Annotated in this window: 21 protein-coding genes; 6 read left to right on the forward strand and 15 right to left on the reverse strand. The window is 50.9% G+C overall.

Annotated elements, in window-relative coordinates; genetic code table 11:
- Window positions 1-16: 16 nt before the first annotated feature.
- Window positions 17-574: a TetR/AcrR family transcriptional regulator gene (locus tag KW062_RS21435; RefSeq protein WP_027620122.1), complete on the forward strand. Its 558-nt coding sequence runs from the start codon at window positions 17-19 to the stop codon at window positions 572-574.
- 143 nt (window positions 575-717) lie between these two features.
- Here KW062_RS21435 and KW062_RS21440 read toward each other — a convergent pair whose 3' ends face one another.
- From KW062_RS21440 to KW062_RS21455, 4 genes are all read right to left on the reverse strand, one after another.
- On the reverse strand, window positions 718-1,050 hold the full coding sequence (locus tag KW062_RS21440) for a ComEA family DNA-binding protein (RefSeq protein ID WP_027620121.1): 333 nt from the start codon (window positions 1,048-1,050) through the stop codon (window positions 718-720).
- 111 nt (window positions 1,051-1,161) lie between these two features.
- Window positions 1,162-3,156 carry a polysaccharide biosynthesis protein gene (locus tag KW062_RS21445; protein ID WP_027620120.1) on the reverse strand — a complete coding sequence of 665 codons (1,995 nt, stop codon included), beginning with the start codon at window positions 3,154-3,156 and terminating at the stop codon, window positions 1,162-1,164.
- Window positions 3,157-3,265: 109 nt separating this feature from the next.
- A complete protein-coding gene (locus KW062_RS21450; protein ID WP_105753777.1) occupies window positions 3,266-4,285 on the reverse strand; it encodes an MraY family glycosyltransferase in 1,020 nt (339 codons plus the stop codon).
- 2 nt (window positions 4,286-4,287) lie between these two features.
- On the reverse strand, window positions 4,288-5,250 hold the full coding sequence (locus KW062_RS21455) for a UDP-glucose 4-epimerase family protein (RefSeq protein WP_027620118.1): 963 nt from the start codon (window positions 5,248-5,250) through the stop codon (window positions 4,288-4,290).
- Window positions 5,251-6,079: 829 nt separating this feature from the next.
- Here KW062_RS21455 and KW062_RS21460 point away from each other — a divergent pair.
- From KW062_RS21460 to KW062_RS21480, 5 genes are read left to right on the forward strand one after another with little or no spacing between them, the layout of a single operon-like run.
- Entirely contained in the window at window positions 6,080-6,541 is a 462-nt protein-coding gene (locus KW062_RS21460) for a hypothetical protein (RefSeq protein ID WP_146118202.1), read from the forward strand.
- 19 nt (window positions 6,542-6,560) lie between these two features.
- On the forward strand, window positions 6,561-8,507 hold the full coding sequence (gene asnB / locus KW062_RS21465; protein WP_027620117.1) for an asparagine synthase (glutamine-hydrolyzing): 1,947 nt from the start codon (window positions 6,561-6,563) through the stop codon (window positions 8,505-8,507).
- Between the two features lie 31 nt (window positions 8,508-8,538).
- Entirely contained in the window at window positions 8,539-9,822 is a 1,284-nt protein-coding gene (locus KW062_RS21470) for a nucleotide sugar dehydrogenase (protein WP_027620116.1), read from the forward strand.
- Window positions 9,823-9,833: 11 nt separating this feature from the next.
- The gene (locus KW062_RS21475) at window positions 9,834-10,874 is read left to right on the forward strand and encodes an NAD-dependent epimerase/dehydratase family protein (protein WP_027620115.1); all 1,041 of its coding nucleotides are present in this window, start codon (window positions 9,834-9,836) and stop codon (window positions 10,872-10,874) included.
- The gene (locus KW062_RS21480; RefSeq protein ID WP_105753778.1) at window positions 10,867-11,991 is read left to right on the forward strand and encodes a glycosyltransferase family 4 protein; all 1,125 of its coding nucleotides are present in this window, start codon (window positions 10,867-10,869) and stop codon (window positions 11,989-11,991) included. Before KW062_RS21475 ends, KW062_RS21480 begins: the two co-directional genes overlap by 8 nt.
- Before the next feature lie 202 nt (window positions 11,992-12,193).
- Here KW062_RS21480 and KW062_RS21485 read toward each other — a convergent pair whose 3' ends face one another.
- From KW062_RS21485 to KW062_RS21535, 11 genes are all read right to left on the reverse strand, one after another.
- Entirely contained in the window at window positions 12,194-13,087 is an 894-nt protein-coding gene (locus tag KW062_RS21485) for a glycosyltransferase family 4 protein (protein WP_256350832.1), read from the reverse strand.
- 274 nt (window positions 13,088-13,361) lie between these two features.
- Window positions 13,362-14,297, reverse strand: a complete 936-nt coding sequence (locus tag KW062_RS21490) for a glycosyltransferase family 2 protein (RefSeq protein ID WP_218187468.1) — start codon at window positions 14,295-14,297, stop codon at window positions 13,362-13,364.
- Window positions 14,287-15,504 carry a hypothetical protein gene (locus KW062_RS21495; RefSeq protein ID WP_146118203.1) on the reverse strand — a complete coding sequence of 406 codons (1,218 nt, stop codon included), beginning with the start codon at window positions 15,502-15,504 and terminating at the stop codon, window positions 14,287-14,289. The genes KW062_RS21490 and KW062_RS21495 overlap by 11 nt, the downstream gene beginning before the upstream one ends.
- The gene (locus tag KW062_RS21500; protein WP_051550568.1) at window positions 15,452-16,726 is read right to left on the reverse strand and encodes a flippase; all 1,275 of its coding nucleotides are present in this window, start codon (window positions 16,724-16,726) and stop codon (window positions 15,452-15,454) included. The genes KW062_RS21495 and KW062_RS21500 overlap by 53 nt, the downstream gene beginning before the upstream one ends.
- A gap of 489 nt (window positions 16,727-17,215) precedes the next feature.
- Window positions 17,216-18,271 (reverse strand): LPS O-antigen chain length determinant protein WzzB, encoded by a 1,056-nt coding sequence (locus tag KW062_RS21505; RefSeq protein ID WP_027620110.1) that lies wholly within the window; start codon window positions 18,269-18,271, stop codon window positions 17,216-17,218.
- Between the two features lie 80 nt (window positions 18,272-18,351).
- Window positions 18,352-19,242, reverse strand: a complete 891-nt coding sequence (gene rfbA / locus KW062_RS21510; RefSeq protein WP_027620109.1) for a glucose-1-phosphate thymidylyltransferase RfbA — start codon at window positions 19,240-19,242, stop codon at window positions 18,352-18,354.
- Entirely contained in the window at window positions 19,239-20,132 is an 894-nt protein-coding gene (rfbD, locus tag KW062_RS21515) for a dTDP-4-dehydrorhamnose reductase (RefSeq protein WP_027620108.1), read from the reverse strand. Before rfbD ends, rfbA begins: the two co-directional genes overlap by 4 nt.
- Window positions 20,129-21,205, reverse strand: coding sequence for a dTDP-glucose 4,6-dehydratase (rfbB, locus tag KW062_RS21520; protein ID WP_027620107.1), 1,077 nt, complete (start codon window positions 21,203-21,205; stop codon window positions 20,129-20,131). Before rfbB ends, rfbD begins: the two co-directional genes overlap by 4 nt.
- A gap of 222 nt (window positions 21,206-21,427) precedes the next feature.
- Window positions 21,428-21,667 (reverse strand): LapA family protein, encoded by a 240-nt coding sequence (locus KW062_RS21525; protein WP_027620106.1) that lies wholly within the window; start codon window positions 21,665-21,667, stop codon window positions 21,428-21,430.
- Between the two features lie 24 nt (window positions 21,668-21,691).
- Complete coding sequence (gene ihfB, locus KW062_RS21530) at window positions 21,692-21,988, reverse strand: integration host factor subunit beta (RefSeq protein ID WP_003369729.1); 297 nt, start codon at window positions 21,986-21,988, stop codon at window positions 21,692-21,694.
- Between the two features lie 161 nt (window positions 21,989-22,149).
- On the reverse strand, window positions 22,150-22,431 hold the full coding sequence (locus KW062_RS21535; protein ID WP_027620105.1) for a hypothetical protein: 282 nt from the start codon (window positions 22,429-22,431) through the stop codon (window positions 22,150-22,152).
- Window positions 22,432-22,461: the final 30 nt, after the last annotated feature.

Below are 22,461 nucleotides of genomic sequence, written 5' to 3' on the forward strand. Positions count from 1 at the left end.
ATCATGGAGATTACTGATGCGCTACTCGCAAGACCATAAGGCCCAGACCCATGAGCGAATCATCAAGGAAGCCGCTGCACGCTTTCGTCGCGACGGAATTGGCGCCACTGGTTTGCAACCCCTGATGAAGGCATTGGGCCTGACTCACGGCGGTTTCTACTCACACTTTGCCTCCAAAGACGAACTGGTTGAAAAGGCCTTGCAGGCGGCAGGTAATGAGCTGGATGTTCATTGCGCAAAGCTGTTTGCAGAAGACCGTCCACTGGAAGCTTTCATCGACAGCTACCTTTCCGAGTGGCATCAAACCTCCCCCCACGAAGGTTGCCCGTTACCGACCATGTCCTCGGAGCTCGGCTTGCGCGGCCAACCGAGTCCAACGACCGACGCAGTGCTCGATGCGCGTCTTGAACAGGTAGCGAACGCACTCGGTAACGACAGCGCTGATGATCAGAGTGTGGTCATCATGTCGACGCTTGTCGGTGCATTGCTGCTGTCACGCAGCGTCGAGAATCCGCTGCTTGCTCAGCGAATCCTCAATGTCACCCGCACGCACCTCAAGAATTCAATCAAGTGAAAACTCTGGTCGGCTGAACGTCCTTAACCTTCCGTGCGGGAATGACGCAAGTAGTGACGCTCGAGCGTTATGCCTCGGCAAGTCCTGGATGGTAGACACAAAAAAGCCGGTCAATGACCGGCCTCCAAAACGATATAGTTTGCTTAGTTCACTTCGAGCTTCTCGCGATTTTTCTCGAGTATCGCCTTGCCGATACCGTTGACCTCCAACAGTTCGTCCACTGAGTTGAAAGCTCCGTTGCTTTCACGATATGCAACAATTGCTTGCGATTTGGTTGCTCCAACTCCGGCGAGCTCACGCTGCAAGGTGGCAGCGTCCGCCTTGTTCAAATCCAGTTTTTCCGACATCGCCGCCGCCGAAGGTTGCACAACTGCGGTAGGAGCCGGCTCGTTCTTCGCTGCAGGAGCCGCATTCGTCGCGACGGAGAGGCTGGTTAGCAGGGCGAAAACCAGAGAGGAGAAGTAGCTGTTGCGCATAAGTGACACTCCATGACCTAGTTGGGAAAAGCAGCTTTCCGAAGCTGCTTCTCAAACTTAGGACATAGGAGTGATCTGTCAAAAAACCGTACGTTGCAGCGTGTGTAACAATCAGGGCTCTAGACGACGTTGCTGATAGATCCAGTCGACGATCTCGCCATCGGGAGCATAACCGCTGACCGTCTCGCGCAAGAGTTGCCGAACCCGAGCGTAGTCGTCGTGTTCAACAGCGCTGAGTAACTCGGTCAACTTGAGCTTGAGCACGTCCCAGGACAGGTGATCTTCGTTGGCGGTCATGATCATCGGGTGTTGAGTTGGAGCAACGTTATCCCCGATCAGTAATTCTTCGTAGAGTTTCTCGCCAGGGCGCAGGCCGGAAAATTCAATCGAAATGTCACCATGGGGATTCTTGTCCGAACGTACGCTCAAGCCGGACAGGTGGATCATTTTCTCTGCCAACTCGACGATTTTCACGGGTTCGCCCATGTCCAGTACAAACACGTCCCCCCCCTGCCCCATCGAGCCGGCCTGAATCACCAGTTGCGCCGCCTCCGGGATGGTCATGAAATAGCGAGTGATTTTCGGGTGAGTAACCGTCAGCGGGCCGCCTGATTTGATCTGCTTGTGGAAAAGCGGAATGACCGAGCCGGAGGATCCCAGTACGTTTCCGAATCGCACCATCGTGAATCGCGTCTTGTTGACCCGAGACACGTTGGTCTTGTCACCAAACATCACCGGCGCCTGTTCGCGACTCAATGCCTGCAGGGTCAATTCGGCCAAGCGCTTGGTACTGCCCATCACATTGGTTGGGCGCACCGCCTTGTCCGTGGAAATCAGCACGAAGTTCGCCACACCTGCCTGCAGGGCAGCCTGGGCGGTATTGAGCGTGCCAATAACGTTGTTAAGTACACCTTCGGCGATATTGTGCTCGACCATGGGAACATGCTTGTAAGCCGCCGCATGATAGACCGTATCGACGTGCCAGGTTTTCATCACATCCAGCAATTTGTGCTGATTTCGCACCGACCCCAGGATTGGCAACAGCCGGACTGGAAGAGACTCGCGGGCGATGCGCTGCTCCAGCTCCGACAAAATGCAATAGAGGTTGAATTCGCTGTGCTCGAACAACAAAAGCGTGGTTGGCTGCAGCGTGAGTATCTGCCGGCATAACTCCGAACCAATGGAGCCGCCTGCCCCTGTTACCAGCACCGATTGGTCCTTGATGCAATGCTCGAGCAGGTCGCCTTGCGCAGGTACAGCGTCACGACCGAGCAAGTCGGCGATATCGACCTCCTGGATGTCATCGACCTGCACTCGACCGCTGGCCAGATCCATGAATCCCGGGACGCTGCGAACATGCAGTGGAAAACTTTCCAGAAACCCGAGGATTTCACGGCGTCGGCCACGATTCGAGGAAGGAATTGCGAGCAGTATTTCCTGAGCACCCGTGCGATCGATCATTCGCTGGATATGCTTTGGCTTATAAACCTGCAAGCCGGAAATGATTCGGTCAGCAATGCTGTTGTCATCGTCGATAAACGCCACCGGACGCATGGCGCGGCCCATTCGCAGAGCCGCTACGAGTTGATTGCCCGCAGCCCCGGCGCCATAAATGGCGACCCTCGGCAAGCCATCGTCTCGGCTTGTGAACGGAACATGCTGAGCCGCAGAAAACCAGTCGCCAAGGAAATACTGGCGCATGGCTAAACGTAGACCGCCTACCAGAATGAGGCTCAACCACCAATAATTGAAAATAATTGACCGCGGCACAACGTTCTGGTGGTTGCTATACCAATAAACCACGATACCAAGAATCAATGATGAGAGGCTCACTGCCTTGATAATTGCGATAAGTGCATCATTACCGAAGTAACGCATCACGGCTCGGTACATGCCGAAACGAATAAACAACGGAATAGCAACAACCGGGGCCGCTATGAACAACCAGACATGTTGAGTCAAAGGGTTGTTCATCTCATCAATGCCCAAGCGCACTGCGAACGCCGTCCACAAGGCCAACCAGACCAGCAGGCAGTCCGTGATGACTTGCAACGTGCGTTTCTGTTGACGCGGCAGATTTAGCAAATACGCCCGTACTGTATCCATAACCGTATTTCGCACCCCTGCAACTCCCAGCACTCAATCCTGCAATTTCAGGTATTCAGGCATTGAAATACCTAAACAGCTGCTTGACCCATGATCGGACAAATCAATTCTAACTCACCTTCTCCAACGCTCCGGCGTGAAATCTGATCGCTAGCAGGATGAGTGGCAGATAAGCGAGCAGCAATCCTGTCAAACCATCAAACCCAAACACACCAACGCTTATCGCGATCGGTAGCAGCCATACCAGGTTGATGAAAATGACTGCCAGCGTAACCGGTAAATGGCGTCCAGCCTGACGCGAGGCGAATTGGTAGGCATGGCTGCGGTGAGCCTCGTAGACTTTGTCACCACGAATCAATCGACGCATCAGGGTAAATGTCGCATCGACGATAAAGACGCCCAAAAGAATCAACCAAACCCACAGCAATGCCGATGATTCCCAGGCGGCCTGTAGAGACAAAACACCCAGGGCGATGCCCAGAAATCCGCTCCCGGCATCCCCCATGAAAATGCGCGCCGGCGGGAAATTCCAGAACAGGAAGCCCAGCACCGCCATGGCCAGAATCAGCGGCCCCCATGTAAGAGACGTCGTGCCGTTGAGCCAGTAAATCAAGCAGGCACCAAGGCAAACACACAGCGCTTCCACGCTGGCTATACCGTCAATGCCATCCATGAAATTATAGAGATTCAGCATCCAGACCAGATAAAAAGCTGCAAGGATATGACCGAACCAATGCAGATCCAGACTCAAGCCGAACATCACGATCGGAGGCAAACCGCCCAACCATGCCAACGACCATATGGCCGCAGTGAAATGCCCCAAAAGGCGCCAGCGTGCGGCAATATGCCCGTGGTCATCCATGAAGCCTATGACGGCAACCAAGGCGCCCGCGCCACCGATAGCAATCAGTTGCAACCACGGGACCCAGCCGATGGCGCCCAGGATTGGAAGGGCGATGAGAAAGGCAACAACGATCGCCACGCCGCCCCCACGAGGAGTTGGAACGGAGTGAGAACTTCGCGCATTGGGAATATCGATGATGCTTCGACTCAATGCGTAGCGGCGTAAAACGCCTGTCAACACCAAGGAAAGTACGGCGACAGCCGGAATCAACCACATGTAACTCATTATTATTGATGTTCCTTGAAGTGTAACGCCGTTGTCGTCAGCGCCTCATCGACACTGACCGGGGGCGCCCAACCCAAAAGCGTACGAGTTTTTGTTATATCGACTTGCAAGGATCCGCAGAGTCGCTGGGAAAGCGCTTTTTTCCCCAACATTGAAGCTCCTGACTCAAGTATCCAGCTCGGCACCGGAATCAGTCGCGCCGGTTTTTTCAGCGCTTTGGCCATTTTGCTCAACAATGCTGTCGTGGACAAATCATCACCGTCGCTCACTAGAAAAGTCTGGTTGGCTGCAGCCGGATGATGGATACAGGTCAATAACAGATCCACCAGGTTATCCAACGCTACCAGGCTTCGCCGGTTGTGGATCGCGCCGAAAGGCAGCGGGATGCCCTTGCTCAACCAGCGCATCATATTCAGGAAATTAGCTTTGACACCTGGACCATAAACCAACACGGGACGGACGATCACAACTTCCATGCCGGTTCGTGCTGCCAGCTCTCGAAGCCCCTGCTCCGCTTCCATCTTCGATATGCCATAAGGATCCGCCGGAGCGGGCACGTCATCAGCGGTATAAGCAGTCCCTGGTTTCGTCCCTTCCCCATTTACCTTGATCGAACTGACAAAAATGAATCGCCGCACACCGGAAGCGGCCGCCTGACGGGCAAGATTCAGAGTGCCATCGACATTGACTTTGCGAAATGCTGCCAACGGATCGGACTCGACGTCATTCATGACGTGCACTCGTGCCGCGGAATGAATAATCACATCGGCATTTTGGAGGTTGTCATGCCACTGTGTATCACCATCGAAGGTAGCAATGCGTATCAGTGGAACAGCCTTCGCCTGGAGCGAGGACTCACCCCGAACAACCGCAACCACCGGGTGATTCTGTTCGCGCTGCAAACGGTTAAGAGTGGCTCCCCCCACAAAGCCCGTCGCGCCTGTCAAAATAATCTGGTTGCGCATAATCAATTGAATTCTCTTAAATGGTTGTCGGAAAGATCCTGCAATCAGGCCAAAAGATCGGATTCAGATCAGTAGTTCAAGTGAAACGTTCCGTAGGACTCGCTCATGGCGTTCAATCACACAAAATCTGTATTTACCCAGACCAACGGACTCACGTTGCCTGTCCTGGCGTATCACCCAAAGCGTGGTAAACCGCCCCTTGAATCGTCGACTAGACCCTCCACCTCGCCGATATTCCCAAGGTATCGCCTTGCTTAAGCAAGAAAAGCGGGACCTTGGCGGATAGGAATCTTCTTAATCCAATTGTTTGCCTTCAGATGAATCAGTAATGCATCTGCTTGCGCAAACATATCGAATCACCTTTACACCGCTGATGACGGCAAAGTACAGGATTATATGGTTCACATCCCTAAGTTAGTCACAGTAAACGATATCGGATTCTATTTGCTGCTCTAGCGAGGGAAAAAGTAACCTAAACCGCGATCATTTGCCGCTCTTGTACGTCAGCATCTAGCTCCGATCAGGACTTGAATCTCAGCGTATAAAAATCGAAAATCTTGACAATCCTCAATCAGGGAGTCAAGCAATGAATCGCATCGTTCGTAACTCGTAACATCAAAAACCCTCCCTCGCAAACCAGTCTTGACCAGACCAACCCGCCCCCCTATCCGAATTTCCTGTCCCTCTTTAGTTCTGCTCCCCTAAGCAACCGCCACCGATGCACATAGTAGACGGAGCCGTGCAGCTCAGCACAATTGGTTAGCGCGCCCTTTGGCGGGCGTCAGCCACGGCGCAGCATAGGAAGGGACCTGAACAAGCGCTTCACAAAATGCTCGTCTATCAGGCCGGAACTGTGGATTTCCGTTATTTCTCAGGCTCCGTTGTGCGCGAATGCATAGCCCTCCCTGACGCACCCGGGCGTGCTATTCTGATTAGCTTTCATGATCTCAACAGCAGGATTATCGATATTATTCAACCCGATAAAAGACGCCACCCCAATAGATACAACCGCAGTCTGTTTGGATCCCGCGAGCATGGCATTCAAGAAATCAGCAGGCCTCCCTGCGGCAAGCCCGATGCGCGGTTGATTGTTGCCGAGTATCTCTGGGTTCTGGTCTCAGCCATTCAAACTGACATACGCTCCTCATTGATAGCGACGACAGCAAAAATGATTGCCTCCAAAGCACGAGTGGCACTCCTGCGATCCATGTTTCGAATGTCAAAGATCTTCCGCTCAACGGTCCAAATTGGAAGCTCCCTGACCTGTCGCGAAAAGCCTCAACCCAACTAATTAATAACGAGATTGTTCCATGTGCGGTATTGCTGGGTTTTGGCACCCTAACAGCCAAGGCAGGTATGACGGGCTGACGACTCTCACCCGCATGACCAACGCCATTCTCCGCCGAGGCCCTGATGATTCTGGCGCTTGGGAGAACGGAGCCGGGTTGTTTCTTGGCCACCGTCGCCTTGCGATTGTCGATCTATCGTCGGCCGGGCACCAGCCAATGGCATCTCCGACCGGTCGCTATGTCATCGTTTTCAATGGGGAGATTTACAACTTCCAGGCCCTGCGCAAGGCGCTCGACGCGTCACAACAGAGCTCGATGGCATGGCGAGGCCACTCGGACACCGAGGTGATGCTGGCCGCGTTCGAACACTGGGGAATCAAAGAAACACTAAGCAAATTAGTCGGCATGTTCGCGCTGGCAGTATGGGATCGCACCCGTGAAACCCTGACACTAGCGCGCGACAGGATGGGCGAAAAACCACTCTATTACGGTATCAATAAAGGCGCGTTGATTTTCGCCTCAGAGTTGCAGGCATTCGATGCGCACCCTAGTTTTGAGGCTGAGGTGTCGCGCGAGAGCCTCGCCCTCCTTCTGAAGTATGCGTATGTGCCATCACCTCACTCCATTTATAAGGGTATTTACAAACTACCGCCCGGCACATGGATTGAGCTGGATCGCTCGACACTCGAAAGCGGCATCGTTGGTGCACCGAATGCGTATTGGGAACTGCCTGATACTCAGTCTACGAATCGACTGACCATTTCCGACTCGGAAGTCATCGACCAACTTGAAGAGTTGATGCGCACCACGATACGTGAGCAAATGATGGCAGACGTACCGCTCGGCGCGTTCCTGTCCGGAGGCATTGACTCAAGCCTGATCGTCGGCCTGATGCAATCGCTCTCGCAACAGCAGGTCAAAACGTTCACCATCGGTTTTGACAATCCTGGTTACAACGAGGCTGAACACGCCAAAGCGGTGGCCCGTCACCTCGGCACCGACCACACGGAGCTTTACGTTACAGGTAACGACGCCCTTAACGTTGTACCGAAATTACCCGATATCTACGGCGAACCCTTCGCCGACTCATCGCAGATCCCCACTTATCTGGTTTCTCAACTGGCACGCAGCCAAGTTACGGTGAGCTTGTCTGGCGACGCGGGAGATGAATTGTTCGGCGGGTACAATCGTTATCAGTACCTTCCGAACGTTTGGCGCAAACTCAAGCGCGTCCCCGGACCTGCTCGCAGGCTGGCCGCACGGATGATTGAGTCAGCCTCCCCCGGTCAATGGGACTCCCTCGCCAGTGGATTGATGCCGATTACTCCGGCAAGGCTCCGCGTCAGACTGCCGGGAGACAAACTGCACAAACTCGCCACCGTCATGCGTCACGATACTCCTGGCTTGATGTATGATCGCGTGGTTTCGCAGTGGCCAAATGCATGGGACGTGGTCAAAGGCACCCGCTCCAACCCCAATTTGGCATCCGTTGGAGATAGCGATTTCGCCGCCTGGATGATGCGCCAAGACACATTGAGCTACTTGCCTGACGACATTTTGGCCAAAGTAGATCGAGCAGCCATGGCGGTAAGCCTGGAAACCCGCGTACCGTTCCTCGACCACCGGATCGTCGAATTCGCGTCATCGCTGCCAATGTCATTCAAAATACGCAACGGCAATACCAAGTGGATTCTGCGCCAGCTACTCGATCGCTATGTTCCAAGAGAACTTATCGAGCGCCCTAAAATGGGCTTCGGGATACCCTTGCACGAATGGCTCCGTGGCCCATTACGTGAATGGGCTGAGGCTTTGTTGGACCCGCAACGATTAGCAAGCGAAGGTTATTTCGAACCTAGCCCAATCCGGGCCATCTGGGAAAGACATCTTCGAGGGCAGGGAAACTACCAGCACCAGCTTTGGCCCGTGCTGATGTTCCAGGCATGGCTCGATCGAAAACGAGTCATCTGAATACAAGATTTCATTTATTAGAGGAATATCCATGCATCTCAGAAAGGTATCAGTGGTCGGGCTGGGCTACGTAGGTCTGCCGGTAGCTGTAGCATTTGGCAAGCACGGACCTGTAATCGGATTCGACATCAATGAATTACGACTGCAAGAACTAAGAGCAGGTAATGACCGCACTAACGAAATAACCGAAGAAGAATTGCGGCATTCACAAATAGAATTTACCAGCAAAACCGAAGTTCTTGCAAAAGCGGACTTCCATATCGTTGCCGTTCCCACGCCTATTGACGATGCCCACCAACCGGATCTCACTCCGGTCCTGAAAGCCTCCGAGACGGTTGGTAAAGCGCTGAAGGAAGGCGATATCGTAGTCTACGAATCGACTGTTTACCCTGGGGTTACGGAAGACATCTGCGTTCCTATCCTTGAACGTGTGTCGGGTTTAAAGTGCGGCATTAACTTCACTGTTGGTTATAGCCCGGAGCGTATTAACCCTGGCGACAAAGAGCACACATTTACCAAGATAAAGAAGGTGGTATCCGGTCAAGACGCCTCCACACTCGATATTGTCGCCGACGTGTACGAATCGGTAGTAACGGCAGGCGTTTACAAAGCCGCCTCCATCAAGGTAGCTGAAGCTGCCAAAGTCATTGAAAACACCCAGCGAGATCTGAACATCGCCCTGATGAATGAACTGGCGTTGATCTTTGATCGAATGGATATTGATACACTGGACGTCCTCGAAGCAGCAGGCACCAAATGGAACTTCCTGAAGTTCAAGCCCGGACTTGTTGGTGGGCATTGCATTGGCGTAGATCCGTACTACCTAACCCATAAGGCCGAGAAACTGGGCTACATTCCTCAGGTCATTCTCGCGGGTCGCCGAATCAATGACAGTATGGGGGCGTTTATTGCTCAGCAGACGATCAAGCAGATGATCCATGCCGGCCATCCGATTGCAGGATCTGTCGTCACAGTGCTTGGATTAACTTTCAAGGAAAACTGCCCTGATCTTCGCAACTCTCGCGTTATCGATATTATTCGAGAGCTCGAAGACTTCGGCGTCAAGGTCCAAGTCTTTGATCCAGAAGCCGAGCCCGCGGAAGCTCTGCACGAATATGGTGTATCGCTACGTAAACTCGACGAACTACAGCCTGCCGCCGCCGTTGTGATTGCCGTTGCACACAGCGTTTACGCGAACTGGAAAACCGAGGAATATCTGAAGCTTATGCACGCTGACCCAGTTGTCATCGATGTTAAGGGTGTTTGCGACGGTCAAGCCCTACAAAATGCTGGATCTCGCTTCTGGCGCCTTTAAAGGAGACCCCCGTGAGTACTTACGAAACAGTGCGTCAAGACTTGATGGCCTCGCCGCGTACATGGCTCATTACCGGCGTGGCCGGTTTCATTGGTTCGAACTTGCTGGAGACGTTACTCCAGCTCAATCAACGCGTGATTGGCTTGGACAATTTCGAGACCGGCCACCAGCGCAATCTTGATTTGGTGCAGCAGGCCGTTTCCGAATCAGCCTGGGCACAATTCGAGTTTTTACAAGGTGACATCCGCAAGTTGGAAGACTGCCAGCGCGCCTTGGCAGGTGGAGTTGACTATGTTCTTCACCAAGCCGCTTTGGGCAGCGTACCTCGCTCACTGGAAGACCCAATCCGCACCAACAGCACAAACATTGACGGCTTCCTGAATATGCTCGTCGCCAGCCGGGACGCAAGCGTCAAGCGCTTTGTCTATGCTGCATCAAGCTCCACTTATGGTGATCACCCTGGCCTGCCCAAAGTTGAGGATCGAATTGGTCGACCACTCTCGCCTTATGCAGTCACCAAGTATGTAAATGAACTGTATGCAGATGTCTTTGCACGCAGTTACGGACTGGCGACTATCGGGTTGCGTTACTTCAACGTATTCGGTCCGAGACAGGACCCCGATGGTGCCTACGCAGCCGTGATTCCAAAATGGTTTGGCGCCCTGCTCCGTGACGAACCCATTTACATCAATGGTGATGGTGAGACCAGTCGTGATTTCTGCTACATCGCCAATGCGGTGCAAGCCAATATCCTGGCTGCTACGACAAATGAAGCAGAGGCAGTGAACCAGGTATTCAACGTTGCAGTAGGTGATCGCACCACATTGAACGACCTGTTTGCGCATATCCGCGATCTCGCGAGCGCCAACAAGCCCGACCTCAAGGAAGTCACCCCAGTCTACCGCGACTTTAGAGCTGCCGATGTGCGTCACTCCCAGGCGGATATAAGCAAAGCGCAAACCTTGCTGGGTTATGCTCCCACACATCGTATCGCTGCCGGGCTGCAGGATTCGGCTACCTATTACACAACCCATGTAGGCAAGCATGTCTAAGATTGTCGTAATTGCCGGGCACGCCGAATCTCTTATTCGGTTCCGCGGAGACCTTTTGGACTCCATGCGGGCCAATGGTCATGAAGTCGCTGCGATAGCGCCCGAAGATGATGACTCTGTGCGAAAGCGACTCGCTGAAAAAGGCATCCCCTATCACGTTGTGCCGGTATCACGTACAGGAGTGAACCCTTGGGCCGATCTACGCTACTTGCTTCGGCTACGGCGGTGTCTGCTAAAGATAAAACCTGACGTGGTACTCGCCTACACGATCAAACCAGTAGTCTACGGCTTGCCTGCCGCACGCCTGGCGGGCGTCAAGCGTTGCTATGCGTTGATTACCGGGCTCGGCTATGCCTTTACCGAGGTGGAGGCAAGCTTCAGCCGACGCCTCTTGAATCGCATTGCATCAACCTTGTATCGCTTCGGACTGCACTTCGCCAGCGGAGTGTTTTTTCAGAACCCGGACGACCGCCAGCTTTTCAAGGAACAGAAGCTCTTCAATGCAGCTACCCCGGCCTGGGTAATTAATGGTTCCGGTATTAACACCGATCGTTTCCCAGTAACCCCTCTCCCGGCCTTCCCGAGCTTTTTGTTTGTTGGTCGACTGCTACGCGATAAAGGCTTAGTCGAGTATGTGGAAGCCGCCCGGTCACTGAAACCCACTCACCCACAAGCTACTTTTCATTTAGTGGGCCCTTTGGACTCAAACCCATCGGGCATTAACGCAGACACTGTTGCAAGTTGGGTAAAGGAGGGGATAGTAAATTATCACGGGCCGGTGAGCGATGTGCGACCTTACCTTGCTGAATGCAACGTATTTGTACTCCCTTCATATCGGGAAGGCACATCACGCTCTGTGCTTGAAGCGATGTCGTGCGGACGAGCAATAATCACGACTGATGCGCCCGGATGTCGGGAAACGGTGGAAGACGGGCTCAGCGGCATACTTGTGAAGCCCCGCAGTACAAACGACTTAGCAGACGCGATGGCACGCCTGTCAGACTCAAAGGAGTTGCGCGAGCAAATGGGTCGTGTAAGCCGCGAACTTGCGGAGAGTAAATATGATGTACATCGAGTGAACACGGCGACGCTCGAAGCGATGAGTTTGAAGAGCTGACTAACGAGTTAGGCCCGGCGTGGCACTTATATCCGACGCCGGGCTTAGCCAACATTATCTACAGCCACTCTTCCGAGTCTACAGCGCTACAACTGCCTTTACCATCCAATGTATCGATAGCAGGTAACGTATAAAACACACTGGCGATACGTACTGGAAGTTATCAACGAAATTTTTTCTACGTGCAAACTTGGCTTACGGACTAGATATTTTTTTGCGCAACCACTTCATTGAACACTTTTCTGAGTGCCAAGACCTGAACATGTAGAGTGTATTTATTTTCCACCGCCACCCTCCCCGCCGAGCCATAACGCCGTCGCTGATCATCACTACCTAACAACTCACGTAACGACGCCTCCCACTCCACAGAGCTATCGGCTAACAATCCACATTGGCTTCCGGCGACAATTTCAGTGTTGACTCCCACAGGAGACGCGACTACCGGAACACTGGAAGCCATATACTGAATCAGCTTGTAGCCGCACTTACCTTTTTCCCATGGACCATCAATCAACGGCATGATGCCTACATCGATTTGTCTAATAAAGTCCACCTCACGATCCTCGGACCAAGGGAGTACCTCTACACTTATCCCGGGAAGATCCTGGACAATGTCTGGCGTGGCTCCCATCAACATGATGCGCGCACCAAACTCTCCACACACATTGTGAAGTGCTTGTCGAATTGCAACTACATATTTTTGTGTTGAAGGTGAGCCAATCCAACCAATCACCAGCGATTTGCCATTGTCATCCCGCTTGGCCAGATAACGACTTTTGTCGACTACGGTAGGTACTACAACGATATTTTTTGAGCCTGCCGTTGCCGCACGAGTTGCGAGATAATCATTACCTGCAACTACGCATCGCGCGTTTCGCATCACAACATCGATTTTTCTACCTAATAACTTTCGAATCATTGAGCTGGAAGAAAGATCATAGCTATGGAACACGGCATCATCATAATCCACAACATAGGGAGGTGCGAAAACTTTCAAAAGCCTTTCTATTATCGCAGGAAAATAAGGAAAAACTTCTTTTTCTATCCAGATCAAATCATATTTTCGGACGGACAGTAGCGTAAACAAACGTGCCAAGTAGCAATATACTGACCTAATTAAAGGACGCCTTCCCGTTTGGTATAAGTGTGTAAGGTATGCGTCATCAAACAAACACTTTACTTCTACTTCAACACCCTGTTGCTCAAGAGCAGGAATATATTGTAGAAAGCGAAGTCGACTACTCGCCCCCAACCGGGAATACTTGGACAGTAACAGGACCTTCATGCTCAATTAAATCTCGCTGATAAATACAACGTCAAAATTGACTCGCCACCCGATTCGCCGCAATGCTTGGAGCGATAGCTCGCAATTAGGTCGCTGTTTGTCCTTTGAAAATCCATTTAGGTAGCCAACCTATCAGAAGTCCGTAGGCAATCCAGGTTTCTTTGACAGATGATAAGGATCCACGCAAAGCTGAGATCGCCGTTCGCGACAATGGCTCAAGCAACAACGTACTCAAAAGAACCGATGTCGCTCCGAAGAACCCAAAATGTTTGTACGAATAGATAATCTTGCTGCGTTGCGAATAAAAAAGACGTCGAGCCTTGATTTGGTCAGAAGTCCCGCCACCCTTATGAAAGGCTTGAATATGACTCAGGAACTCAACTCTCCAACCTTCACTCTTGACCCTTCGAGAAAGATCTAGATCTTCTAGATACACGAAGAACCTTTCATCAAATCCATGCAACTGGTCAAAAATCTCACGTCGAATCAGATAAAAAGCACCTATTACATGATCTACAGAGCGATCACTCGCGTGATCCCACTCTCTCATAAAGTGACCAAGCTTCGGAATAAAGTGGTCTAGACCAACAGTGTGGGCCAAAAAACCTAATACAGTTGGAAATCTGGTACAGCTACGCGAGATGTGACCGCTTTCGTCTTTCAGTTGCACCCCACAGACACCGACATCCTGGTTACCAGGTTTTTCCATAAATTCGATCACTGAAGTCAATGAAGCAGGGTAGACCGCAGCGTCCGGATTAAGAAAGAGAATGTACTCAGCGCGGCCTTGACGAGCGCCCAAGTTGCAAGCCTTCCCGAACCCCAGATTCTGACCAGCCATAATCAAATGGACATTCGTAAAGGACTGCAGTCGTGCTTCCGAGCCATCGGTGGAACCATTATCCACAACGAACGTTTTCGCTAGATTTTCATCACCACTTTCAACTATCGAGGAAACACACTGAAAAAGCTGCTCCCCAGAGTTCCAGTTCACAATGACTACATCTATTTTATTGCTCACTTTTGACACCATCGTCCTTTTCAGCGCAGCCAAAACCAACAAGCAAGGCCAAAAACACCCAAAAGCTAGTAATGTACTGCTGTGTAAAGTGCGGATCTTCAACCATCAATGCCATCATGATGATCAAAAATCCGAAGAACACATTTCTATCACGACGATAGACCACGCGTCCTATGAAGAAAAAGAAACCTAAAGAAACCAAAACTGCAGCGGCTGACTGCTCAATCAACGTAGTCATCCAAAAATTATGAGCCGACAGATCAAAGTAGAATAGTGAAGAATAATAGCCGATCGGCTCAAAAGGGTGGATCATCAGAAAATCAATTTTTTCAGTCAGTGTTTGTAGCCGGCCATTTCCTGTCGCCAGGATTTCAACATTCGTCCGGGATGATACAAACGTGTCAAATCCAGACAGGTCCCACCCCGCAAACATTACCATGTAGGCAAAAAACGCAGCTAACAACACACAAGATAACCCACCCAACACGATAAGTTGACGAAACCTGAAAACGAAAAAAAACAGCACAAACAGGAGCAGCATATTGGATCTGGAAAATGTCAGGCAGATACCTAAAACGATGACACCAAACATCAAAAAATCTGACTTGCGACGCTCACTCAACACCATGTATGACACAGCAGAAAGCAATAGAACCTGGGCAATCGTATTACTAGCCCCCCAAGGAAGAGACATCGCCCCCCCCACATACCGCTCCAATATAACCTGTTGAACACCAAGCTCTATAGAGCTAAAACAGAAATTGACTATGAAATACACAGCCAACGTTGCACCCGAACATATTAAAACCCTGGCAAGCGTATCAACCGACAACCGCCCACTTAGAAAACTGCAGACCAGACCTAAATAAATAACAAAACCAAGTACATTAAAAAATGCTCTAACCGACGACTGAAAAGGACTGAAAGCAAAAACTGTCATTGCTACAATCAACAGTATGTGCAAAAGAGGAAATAGAAAAAACCTCCAATCCATATAAGTCCAGTAGCGAAAAATAACAGGCACAAAGCCAAGGATGGCAATGATAAAGAAAGGCGTACCGAAGCTAAGTACCCCTCCATCTTCAGGGGATGTACTAAAACCCAACAGAATCATACCAAGCACGAAAAATGTCTGATATGTCGGAAGCCTAATATTAAACATAGCTTGACCGTTTGATTTTTGTAAAATAAAAGAGACCAAGTGCATCAAAAGCTACCCGAAAGGTCCATGCCATTGCCGCACCAACAACCCCGAAATATGTAATCAGCATGTAAAGAGCCCCTACAAACAGCGGCAATTCAATCAAATGCAAAATAGCCGTTTCCTTTGACCTGCCAGAAGCATGGAGAAAAGAATAAAACATTGAGCCAACTGCATTGAAAAACACACCGACACAAAGGATCCGCCCCACCCAAGCGGACTCATCCGACACGTATTTTCCGACCCAAAGATTCAATATAAAAGGCATGAGCAATGCAACGCAACTCATCACACAGAACATGATGAATGAAACCCATATAAGCCATCGATTGAATACACCATGCGCTTTATTTATATCTTCTTGTAGCAAATTGGCAATTACCGGAAAAGCAACCGTAGTAATAGCTCCAACCAAAATCATCGCTTGCACTGTGATCTCGTAGGGAATTACATAAGCAGTTACAGCTGCTGCTGATATGAGCACCCCAACAAAGAAACGGTCCGCCTGTACTAAAAATGGGCTGACAACACTGCTAACCGTTACCCAACCTCCAAACGCAAGCAGCTTGTTGGCTTGTAGCTTTGAGAACTCACCTTTTTCATCCTCGCCACCCGGGAGGCATTGATAGGCAAACTTTCTATACATAAACAATGCAATCAATCGCGAGAGTACCAATGTCGCAATCAACCAATACAGCTGAGTAGTGATCTGCGCCACAAGGAACGGAGCCCCAAAATTTGCAGCACCGAGTGCGACACGCAAAAAACTGATGTTCTTGAAATTCAGATACGCTTCATTTACTCCTCGATAAGTCGCACTAATGGCCTGCATTGGTATCGCTACCGCTAGCAGCAGCAAAGAAAATAGAACCTCAGCGGCACTAACACTCTGCCGCGGCACCAAATTATACCCACCCAGAAAGCTTCCCAATACAATCAGGACGAACCCGATAAGTCCGACAACCATTGTGATTCGAACTGCCGTACTAACCACACCAGGAATTTCATTATCAACATCTCTCCCTCTGAGAGACGCAAGCCTTTGCGTAACCGCCCGACCTACTCCAAGATCCAGCGCTCCGGCGTAGCCTATCAATCCCCAAGCGAGGGCAAGGAAACCAAATCGCTCAGTACCTATCACGGAAATCAAGCTGGGGACGGTCAGCGCAGCGATCAGTAGAGGTAAACCGAGGCCTAACAGATTCCAAATAATATTTTTATAGTGCACTGCAACCTCGCGCGGGTATATTACTTAACTAGCCAATCGCGTCGATGAATAATCTCGGCAGACATCGAAAAACAGATGGCGCAAGGATATTCGACCATTTCTAAATTCGTAAACTCTGTGACTGAACACGCCAGCAAACTTTAGCCACAGCGTACATATCTTCATTATTGTCGCAACAGCAAGCGAATCAGATCAAAAAACAATACCCGCTTTCGAAACAACAGACGTTAATCTAATGCGGCGATTATAAACTAGATGACATCCCCGCCTGACGAATAGCAAGCATACAACTCAATCAATGCCGCCATTTCAACTCCACTCACCCTAGTTACCTACCAACTTTCGAAGAATTACCTTTAAAAATGGTGACGTATTTTCAACACTCGGACGTTTCCCAAGCGTAAATACGTCGCCATTTACCTCAACAATTGAAGATAATTTAAAGTAGAGAGCCGCCTAAACTTTCCAACGCACAACTCTTGAAAGCAATCATGAAGGGTAAACCTCGCGATTATGGCGAATTAGAGTTCTAAATATGGCTACAAATACACCAACAACCCCGCCCAGCAGTATCGCCACAGCCAGGATCAATATTTTCTTAGGCTTGACAGGCTTATCCGGTGTCTCAATCGGACCGTCTAGACGGAACACTGCAACATCTTCAGGGCTTACTGCCAACTCTTTATAGAAGGAATATTTTAGCTGCAAATCCCGAAGCTTAACGATAAAAGGGTCGTTCAACTTTCGCTCTTTCAAGTTATTGATTTCAGCCTGAAGTGCCTTGCTACCACGAATGTAAGTCAATTCTCCATTCATATTAGCTGAAACCTCACTGGACAAATCCCCCCGTATGATTGGAGGTTTTTCCAGACCAATAGCTTCTGCGATACGGAGCGCTTCATTTAAACGGGTAATATGATCTTCACGAACCTTCTCACCATTTTCACGCTGCGCATTTATCTGTTGTTCAAGGTTTCGTGCTCGAACCTCGGCCTCTCTTTTAACTCCATCGATCATTTCCCCAACGGCGACAACTCTGGCCTGATCCACAAATGCTTTTACCCACTCAACAATTTGGGCTGGGTTACTGCCTTGGATTGCGACAGAGTAACGATCCGGAGAACTCTTATCCGCGAGCGCAACACTCAGGACATTGCTAAAACGATCATAAATTCCCTCAAGGGACCCTTTGCGCTCTTCCTCACTGAGTGAGGGAAGATAGTACTTTTCAAAAAAATAGCGGCGCAATGACTCAGCTTGCAGATTGCGTAAAAAAACCTCATATACGCTTTTCACACTGAACGGCTCAAGCTCGGAGTCTTTGGTTCGGCCATAGTTAAAATTGGCAATATCTTTTTGTGCCGGCGGAATTACAATAACTTTAGCTTCGTAAATAGGCTTACTAAGAAAAGCATAGCTCCCACCCAGCAACGCAAAAACCAGGACAAAAGCCAAGATCAGCCATTTTTGAAGCCATAAACCATTCATAACGTCTATCAGGCTAGCTTCTTCATAAGCTTTGGCCCCAGTTGGCTTATTGCGCATTTAGTACGTTATCCTTGGTAGTCACAAATCACTATGTTTCAGGCGATTAACCCGCTCGATCAGAACGTAACGTCCTCATCTCACCGAGAAGATGATTCCAGCAACTTCTCGAGATATTTCCCGTAACCGGTCTTTTTCAGAGCGCTCGCTTGCACTGTCAATTGCTCGGCAGTAATCCAGCCAAGGTTGTAAGCAATCTCCTCCAGGCAAGCCACTTTCAGGCCTTGTCGCTGCTCGATCGTGTGCACGAAATGGCTAGCTTCCAGCAACGACTCATGTGTCCCCGTATCAAGCCAAGCGAAGCCACGACCAAGAATTTCGACATTCAGGGTCTTACGCTCGAGGTACGCACGATTGATGTCGGTGATTTCCAACTCACCACGAGAGGATGGCTTGATGCCCTTGGCAATCTCGACAACATCATTGTCGTAAAAGTACAGACCGGTGACTGCATAGTTGGATTTCGGTTTGAGTGGTTTCTCTTCAATGCTCAACGCTCGTCCAGTACTGTCGAACTCAACAACACCAAAACGTTCTGGATCGCTGACGTGATAGCCAAATACAGTAGCGCCTTGCTGCTGAGAACTGGCAGAACGCAGATTGTCCGAAAAATGCTGACCGTAAAAAATATTATCACCGAGGATCAAGCAGCAAGGATCTTTGCCAATGAACTCTTCGCCAATGATGAAGGCTTGTGCCAGACCATCAGGACTCGGTTGCTCGGCATAAGTAAGCTTGATCCCGTAAACGCTGCCATCCCCTAGCAACTTGCGAAAACATGGCAAATCTTCAGGCGTAGAGATAATCAAAATTTCACGCATACCCGCGAGCATCAGCACCGAGAGCGGATAAAAAATCATCGGCTTGTCGTAGATTGGCAGCATCTGCTTCGACACACCGAGGGTCAGTGGGTGCAATCGAGTACCCGAGCCGCCGGCGAGGATGATGCCTTTACGATTTGTCGTGGTCATTTGTTCAGAACTTCCCTAAGCATTCGGGTTACGCCACTTTGCCATTCTGGCAAGTGTAGAGAAAAATTGTCGCGCAGCTTCTGAGTATTCAAACGCGAATTCAACGGGCGATGCGCAGGTGTTGGATAAGCGGTCGTTTTGATTGGATTGATGGTCGCAACGGCGAGTTCTTCGCCGTTGGCTTTGGCAAAACCGATAACATGATTGGCGTAGCCGCACCAGGACACTTCACCGGCGGCAGCCAAGTGATACAGGCCTGCCAGTTCAGGAAACTGCAGGACTTTCTGAATGGTCAAAGCCGTCACGTCCGCGATCAGGTCTGCCCCCGTCGGAGCGCCCATCTGATCAGCGATGACGTTCAAGGTTTCGCGATCCCTGGCCAAGCGCAACATGGTCTTGGCAAAGTTATTGCCGCGAGCGCCGTAAACCCAACTGGTGCGGAAGATCAGGTGCTTACAGCCCGAGGCGATGATCGCTTGCTCACCAGCCAGCTTACTGGCACCGTAATGATTCACAGGGGCGACAGGATCTGTCTCTTGCCATGACTTCAGGCCCTCGCCGCTGAACACGTAGTCTGTGGAGTAGTGAACCAGCAAAGCCCCCAGCACCGCGGCCTCTTCAGCCATGACCCCACTTGCCTGACCGTTCACACGGTCAGCCAGATCCGTTTCGGACTCAGCCTTATCGACGGCAGTGTAGGCGGCAGCGTTGACGATGACGTCGGGATTGACCCTACGGATTGTCGCGCGCAGTGCTTCGAGGTCAGACAGATCACCACTAAGACCATCAACCGGGTGCCGATCAAGAGCAATCAACTCACCAAGCGGCGCCAGCGAGCGTTGCAACTCCCACCCGACCTGGCCGTTTTTTCCAAACAGAAGGATTTTCATGCGTTGCCCGTACGGTCCGCATAGTTCTGGTCTATCCATTGCTGATAGCTGCCACTCTTCACGTGAGCAACCCAAGCCGAATTGTTGAGATACCACTCAACAGTCTTGCGGATGCCAGACTCAAAGGTTTCTTCAGGCGCCCACCCAAGTTCACGCTGGATTTTACTGGCGTCGATGGCATAACGCTGGTCGTGGCCTGGGCGATCCTGAACATAGGTGATCAGGCTGGCGTGCGGACGATGAGCAGAGTCTGGACGCAGTTCATCGAGGAGCGCGCACAGGGCATGCACCACTTCGATGTTCTGTTTTTCGTTATGCCCACCGATATTGTATGTCTCGCCGATAACACCTTCGGTCACCACTTTGTACAGCGCGCGAGCGTGGTCTTCGACATAGAGCCAGTCGCGGACCTGATTGCCTTTGCCATAGACCGGCAACGGTTTGCCTTCAAGCGCGTTGAGAATGATCAGAGGGATCAACTTCTCCGGGAAGTGGCAAGGGCCGTAGTTGTTCGAGCAATTGGTGACCAAGGTCGGCAAGCCGTACGTACGAGCCCAAGCGCGAACCAGATGATCGGAGCTGGCTTTACTGGCGGAATATGGCGAGCTTGGCTGGTACGGGGTGGTCTCAGTGAAGAGATCGTTCGGACCTTCCAGGTCTCCGTAAACTTCGTCAGTCGAAATGTGATGGAAGCGAAAAGCAGCCTTGCGCCCATCATCCAGCGCCGCCCAGTAGTGGCGGGCAGCTTCGAGCAATGTGTAGGTGCCAATGATATTGGTCTGAATGAACTCGGACGGACCGGAAATCGAACGATCAACATGAGACTCCGCCGCCAAATGCATGATGGCATCGGGCTGATGCTCACGAAGAACGCGGTCCACTTGATCGCGATCACAGATATCGACGCGCTCGAACGCATAACGAGGGCTCTGGCTGACTTCGGCCAACGACTCAAGGTTACCAGCGTAAGTCAGCTTATCGACATTGACGATGGAGTCGGTGGTATTGGAGATAATGTGACGAATGACTGCCGAGCCGATAAAGCCGGCACCACCGGTTACTAGAATTTTCACGCGAAACCACACCCTTGAATTGCTGACAGAGCCTTTTTTCGAGCGCTGTCTGGTATATGAAGACAAAAGCCGCCAAATCACCTGAGGCTTCTGAAAAAAGTCAGTCTGAATCGAAAGGAGCACTGCCCCTCTACCCAGACAGGCGCAGCATATTACAGCTTAGTTCGGGTTTTACTATTGGTTAAGGTCGACAGGTGATGCAGGCATATTCCGTATAGGGCACTACCGTATTCGGACCTGGCGTCTGCCCACGACACGAGCAAAGATCCACCCTAAAATCGGGCCAATCAACATGCCAAACAGAAGTGCGAGCACGACCACTATCGACAAAGGTAACTGAGGGCCTGTCCAGCCGAAGAATAGCAAAGAAACCGATTGTTGATTTTCCAGAATGAACACCAACACGACCGCGACCAGCAAAATTAGAGCGAAAGCAATAAACACGCCCTTGGGATTACGCATCATTCGCTCCTTCTAAAACGGCTGTCAAAGCCCTTCTTCCTCATCTTCATTCACCCGATCCCGCAGTTCCTTACCTGGCTTGAAATGCGGCACGAATTTGCCGTCGAGGCTGACGGACTGACCCGTCTTCGGGTTTCGCCCTACACGAGGCGCGCGGTAGTGCAGTGAAAAGCTGCCAAAGCCGCGGATCTCGATACGATCACCGGTGGCCAGGCATTGGGACATCTGTTCAAGCATAGTCTTGATAGCCAGCTCTACATCTTTGGATGAAAGCAGGCCCTGATGGGTGACAATTCGTTCGATCAACTCCGACTTCGTCATATTTTTCCCTTCTTTTTCAAGCAGCTAGGTCAGCGCTTCAAAGGTTTTAGCATGCCCGACGATATTTGAACAGCCCACGCATTGACTAATCTGCAGAAGAGCCAACTCGCAGAACCATTGTAATTTTTCCGACATTTGATTCGGAATCGTCAGACACTTGATCACCGACAAATGACCAACATGGTCCGCGTCAGATAACCCGCCGGATTCCAGCCAAACGGATAATCCCCCTCCTCCTCCTTGGCATCGCTCGATCTGACAACCACCTTGTAGCCCTGAGCCTTGCACTCCCTGTCTGCGCGCTTGTAGCACTTGTCCCAGCCCGACCCCAGCCCTGAACAGTCGATCTCGATACCGCTGACACCTCGTACCGCATGAGTCTTCACGTTCGTGGTACAGCCTGCCAGCACCAGCACAACAAGCAACACTCCGAATCTGTTCATTCACTTCCTTAGACTGGGCATTTGCCCTGT

The organism is Pseudomonas fluorescens, from assembly GCF_019212185.1.
Classification (GTDB): Bacteria; Pseudomonadota; Gammaproteobacteria; order Pseudomonadales; family Pseudomonadaceae; genus Aquipseudomonas.

Excerpts from the sequence above, each read along its gene's own strand:
- rfbD (WP_027620108.1), bottom strand. The coding sequence starts at position 20,132 with ATGAAAATCCTTCTGTTTGGAAAAAACGGCCAGGTCGGGTGGGAGTTG.
- KW062_RS21505 (WP_027620110.1), bottom strand. The coding sequence starts at position 18,271 with ATGCGCAATAAGCCAACTGGGGCCAAAGCTTATGAAGAAGCTAGCCTG.
- KW062_RS21495 (WP_146118203.1), bottom strand. The coding sequence starts at position 15,504 with ATGCACTTGGTCTCTTTTATTTTACAAAAATCAAACGGTCAAGCTATG.
- rfbA (WP_027620109.1), bottom strand. The coding sequence starts at position 19,242 with ATGACCACGACAAATCGTAAAGGCATCATCCTCGCCGGCGGCTCGGGT.
- KW062_RS21455 (WP_027620118.1), bottom strand. The coding sequence starts at position 5,250 with ATGCGCAACCAGATTATTTTGACAGGCGCGACGGGCTTTGTGGGGGGA.
- KW062_RS21460 (WP_146118202.1), top strand. The coding sequence starts at position 6,080 with ATGCTCGTCTATCAGGCCGGAACTGTGGATTTCCGTTATTTCTCAGGC.
- KW062_RS21525 (WP_027620106.1), bottom strand. The coding sequence starts at position 21,667 with ATGCGTAATCCCAAGGGCGTGTTTATTGCTTTCGCTCTAATTTTGCTG.
- KW062_RS21470 (WP_027620116.1), top strand. The coding sequence starts at position 8,539 with ATGCATCTCAGAAAGGTATCAGTGGTCGGGCTGGGCTACGTAGGTCTG.
- KW062_RS21450 (WP_105753777.1), bottom strand. The coding sequence starts at position 4,285 with ATGAGTTACATGTGGTTGATTCCGGCTGTCGCCGTACTTTCCTTGGTG.
- KW062_RS21480 (WP_105753778.1), top strand. The coding sequence starts at position 10,867 with ATGTCTAAGATTGTCGTAATTGCCGGGCACGCCGAATCTCTTATTCGG.
- KW062_RS21445 (WP_027620120.1), bottom strand. The coding sequence starts at position 3,156 with ATGGATACAGTACGGGCGTATTTGCTAAATCTGCCGCGTCAACAGAAA.
- KW062_RS21435 (WP_027620122.1), top strand. The coding sequence starts at position 17 with ATGCGCTACTCGCAAGACCATAAGGCCCAGACCCATGAGCGAATCATC.
- KW062_RS21535 (WP_027620105.1), bottom strand. The coding sequence starts at position 22,431 with ATGAACAGATTCGGAGTGTTGCTTGTTGTGCTGGTGCTGGCAGGCTGT.
- ihfB (WP_003369729.1), bottom strand. The coding sequence starts at position 21,988 with ATGACGAAGTCGGAGTTGATCGAACGAATTGTCACCCATCAGGGCCTG.
- asnB (WP_027620117.1), top strand. The coding sequence starts at position 6,561 with ATGTGCGGTATTGCTGGGTTTTGGCACCCTAACAGCCAAGGCAGGTAT.
- KW062_RS21440 (WP_027620121.1), bottom strand. The coding sequence starts at position 1,050 with ATGCGCAACAGCTACTTCTCCTCTCTGGTTTTCGCCCTGCTAACCAGC.